The sequence below is a fragment of the Acidaminococcus sp. CAG:542 genome (genome assembly GCF_000437815.1).
GTDB lineage: Bacteria > Bacillota > Negativicutes > Acidaminococcales > Acidaminococcaceae > Acidaminococcus.
Genome location: NZ_FR902084.1, coordinates 1 through 3,006, shown reverse-complemented (window position 1 = coordinate 3,006; position 3,006 = coordinate 1). Strand labels below are relative to the sequence as shown.

Annotated in this window: 5 protein-coding genes; all 5 read right to left on the bottom strand. The window is 57.9% G+C overall.

The genetic code is table 11. From position 1 onward, the window contains the following. The coding region (locus QVO43_RS07020; RefSeq protein WP_288174696.1) for a translation initiation factor IF-2 N-terminal domain-containing protein at positions 1-538 on the bottom strand (538 nt) is incomplete at its 3' end. Between the two features lie 16 nt (positions 539-554). Beyond that, a complete protein-coding gene (locus tag QVO43_RS07015; RefSeq protein ID WP_022487823.1) occupies positions 555-851 on the bottom strand; it encodes a L7Ae/L30e/S12e/Gadd45 family ribosomal protein in 297 nt (98 codons plus the stop codon). Continuing rightward, the gene (rnpM, locus tag QVO43_RS07010) at positions 838-1,110 is read right to left on the bottom strand and encodes an RNase P modulator RnpM (protein ID WP_022487822.1); all 273 of its coding nucleotides are present in this window, start codon (positions 1,108-1,110) and stop codon (positions 838-840) included. The genes QVO43_RS07015 and rnpM overlap by 14 nt, the downstream gene beginning before the upstream one ends. Further along, positions 1,107-2,195 carry a transcription termination factor NusA gene (gene nusA, locus QVO43_RS07005; protein ID WP_022487821.1) on the bottom strand — a complete coding sequence of 363 codons (1,089 nt, stop codon included), beginning with the start codon at positions 2,193-2,195 and terminating at the stop codon, positions 1,107-1,109. Before nusA ends, rnpM begins: the two co-directional genes overlap by 4 nt. A gap of 30 nt (positions 2,196-2,225) precedes the next feature. Next, positions 2,226-2,687, bottom strand: a complete 462-nt coding sequence (gene rimP / locus QVO43_RS07000) for a ribosome maturation factor RimP (protein WP_022487820.1) — start codon at positions 2,685-2,687, stop codon at positions 2,226-2,228. Positions 2,688-3,006: the final 319 nt, after the last annotated feature.

Below are 3,006 nucleotides of genomic sequence, written 5' to 3'. Positions count from 1 at the left end.
TGTTCCCGCTGCCGTTCCCGTTCCGGTTCTGGCCATTCTGGGGACGGTCGTTCCGGCGGCCGTTGTCCCGGTTCTGGTTCTGGCCGTTCTGGGGACGGTCGTTTCTCCGGTCGTTCCGGTTCTGACCATGGTTCCGGTCGTTGGACCGGTTTTCCGGACGACTGTCGTTTCTCCGGTCATTCCGGTCGTTCCGGCCTTCCGGACGCTGGCTGTTCCGGTTCTGTTCCTTCTGCTGGGCCTGGGCCGCATGATGGGCCTGGATGGCCGCTTTGCCCACCGCCACATCGCTCTTTACCTGGGCCACTTTGGCCGCTACCGGAGCCGCTGCCTGGGTCACTTTTTCCTGGACCTTCTGGGCAGCCGCCTTCACGGCACCCTGGTTGTTCTTCAGGCCCTTGACGATCATGTCCCGGACCCCGGCTTCCACCGTGCTCATGTGGTTCTTCACCGTGATTTTATGGTCAGCCAGGAACCCCAGTACCTTTTTGTTGTCCAGGTTCAATTCTTTGGCGATCTCATAGATTCTGTATTTTGTCATCCGCACACCTCCATAGTCAAAAGCCCATCATCTTCCGGAAGTTGTCATCCATCAGGACCACAGCCGCCCGGGGCGCTTTTCCGATGGCGGCACCCAGCCGGGCACGGTCCAGGATCTTCCCGTAAGGGATCTTCCCGGCATCGCACCAGCGCTGGATCTTCTCCACCGTACGGGGCGAGGCATCAGCGGCAATCAGCACGTAACGGGCACGGCCTTTTTTCAGCGTGTCCCATACGCCCTGATCGCCGGATGCCAGCTTCCCGGCCTTCTGCGCCAGACTCAGGGCAAAGCAGAGCTGTTCATCCGTTTTCATGGGTGAGCTCCGCCAGCAATGCTTCCTTCGTTTCCGGAGAAACCTTCACCTGCAGGGCTCTTTCCAGGGCTTTGCTCTGGAAGGCCTTTTCGATGCAGGAAGCCTGGGGGCACACATAGGCACCCCGGCCCGGTTTCTTCCCGGAACGGTCCAGGCTCACGGCTCCTTCCGGAGACCGGACGATCCGGACCATTTCCTTCTTATTGTGGATTTCCCCGCAGCCGATGCAGGTCCGCTGGGGAATCTTCTTTACTTTCATGCGTCCTCACCACTTTCCTCAGGGGCTTCCTGAGCCTGGGCAGCTTCTGCACCAGCCGCCTGGGATTCGCTCTTGATGTCGATCTTCCAGCCGGTGAGTTTGGCGGCCAGACGGGCGTTCTGCCCTTCCTTGCCGATGGCCAGGGACAGCTGGTAGTCAGGGACCACCACCCGGCAGATCTTTTCATCCTTGTCCGCCCGGGCGGAAACCACCTTGGAGGGGGACAGGGCGTTGGCCACATATTCTTCCGGATCTTCACTGTATTTCACAATGTCGATTTTTTCTCCCCGGAGTTCGTCCACAATGGCCCGTACCCGCATGCCCTTGGGTCCCACACAGGCCCCTACCGGATCCACGCTGGGATTGGTGCTGTGGACGGCGATCTTGCTGCGCATCCCCGGTTCCCGGGCCACACTGTCGATGACCACGGTGCCATCCTGGATTTCGGACACTTCCAGTTCGAACAGCCGCTTCAGGAGGCCGGGATGGGTCCGGGACAGGATGATCTGGGGACCCTTGGTGGTCTTCTTCACTTCCACCACATAGCATTTCAGCCGCTGATGGTAGTCGTAGGTTTCATGAGGGATCTGTTCGTTGGGCAGCAGCAGGCCTTCCGCCGTGCCCAGGTCGATGAACACATTGTGGCCTTCGATCCGCTGGACGGTACCGGTGACAATGTCGTTTTCCCGGTCAGAATACCGTTCGTACACCATCCCCCGTTCCGCTTCCCGGATCCGCTGGACGATCACCTGCTTGGCGTTCTGGGCGGCGATCCGGCCGAAGTTCTTGGGGGTCACTTCCGTTTCCAGGATATCCCCGGCCTGGTAGTGGGGATTCAGCTTCTGGGCGTCTTCCAGGCTGATTTCCGTAGTGGGATCCGTGACTTCCTCCACAATGTTCTTCCGGGCATAGACATGGATCTCCCCGGTTTCTTTATGCATGGAAACCCGTACATTCTGGGCAGAACCGTAGTTTTTCTTGTAAGCGGTAATCAGGGCTTCCTCCACTGCACTGTACAGTACGTCGGGAGAAATGCTTTTCTCCTTGGCCAGGAGCGCAATGGCTTTCACGAAATCCGCATTCACTTCAAAATTCCTCCTTAACAGTTGTATCCTTTAAAAATCGATATGGGGCCGGACCGAAGCGATCAGCTTCCGGTCGATGGCCAGTTCTTTCTTTTTGGCGTCTTCCAGCACCAGCTTTTCGGCGTCGTGGCTTTTCAGCACCGCCGTCAGCTGCTTCTTCCCTTCATAAGGAGCAAAGAAGGCCAGGTCCACTTTCTTGCCATAGTGGGCTTCCAGGTCCTTGTCCTTTTTCAGGGGCCGGTCGATCCCCGGAGAAGAGACTTCCAGGTAGTACTTCTCCTTGATGAAGTCCTCCTCGTCCAGCTTCTTGGCCAGAGCATTGCTGACCGCCGAGCAGTCATCGATGTCGATGCCGCCCTCTTTGTCGATGAAGACCCGCAGGAACCAGTCCCGTTCCCGCACGTACTCCACATCCACCAGTTCCAGACCGGCCGCCTCCACAATAGGAGAGACCAGTTCCGTAACCCGTTCGGTGATTTTCTTTTTGTCCATTCAGGCACCTCTGCTTTTTTCTTCCTAGTAAACGAAAGAGCGGGTATCAAATACCCACTCTCTAAGGTCTGCCTCAGTTTTCTTATTTATTATAGCACCCCACGGGGAAAATGGCAACAAGCCCGATGAAACCGGGTATGTGTCAACGGTCGGCGGCCCTCCGGGCAACCCCCTTCCCTGCACACAAGAAGGCCCCAGATGCGCGAAAACACCCCACCTTTCGACCTTTTCCCTGGGCGTCAGAGTGGGTCAGATGCGCGAAAAGAGATGGGCACCCGTTTCCCGCCAGGCGCACGAGATGGGTCCAGATGCGCGAAAG

What these genes read in the sequence shown, in the direction of transcription:
- QVO43_RS07015 (WP_022487823.1), bottom strand. Translation starts at nt 851, where the DNA reads ATGAAAACGGATGAACAGCTCTGCTTTGCCCTGAGTCTGGCGCAGAAG.
- rnpM (WP_022487822.1), bottom strand. Translation starts at nt 1,110, where the DNA reads ATGAAAGTAAAGAAGATTCCCCAGCGGACCTGCATCGGCTGCGGGGAA.
- rimP (WP_022487820.1), bottom strand. Translation starts at nt 2,687, where the DNA reads ATGGACAAAAAGAAAATCACCGAACGGGTTACGGAACTGGTCTCTCCT.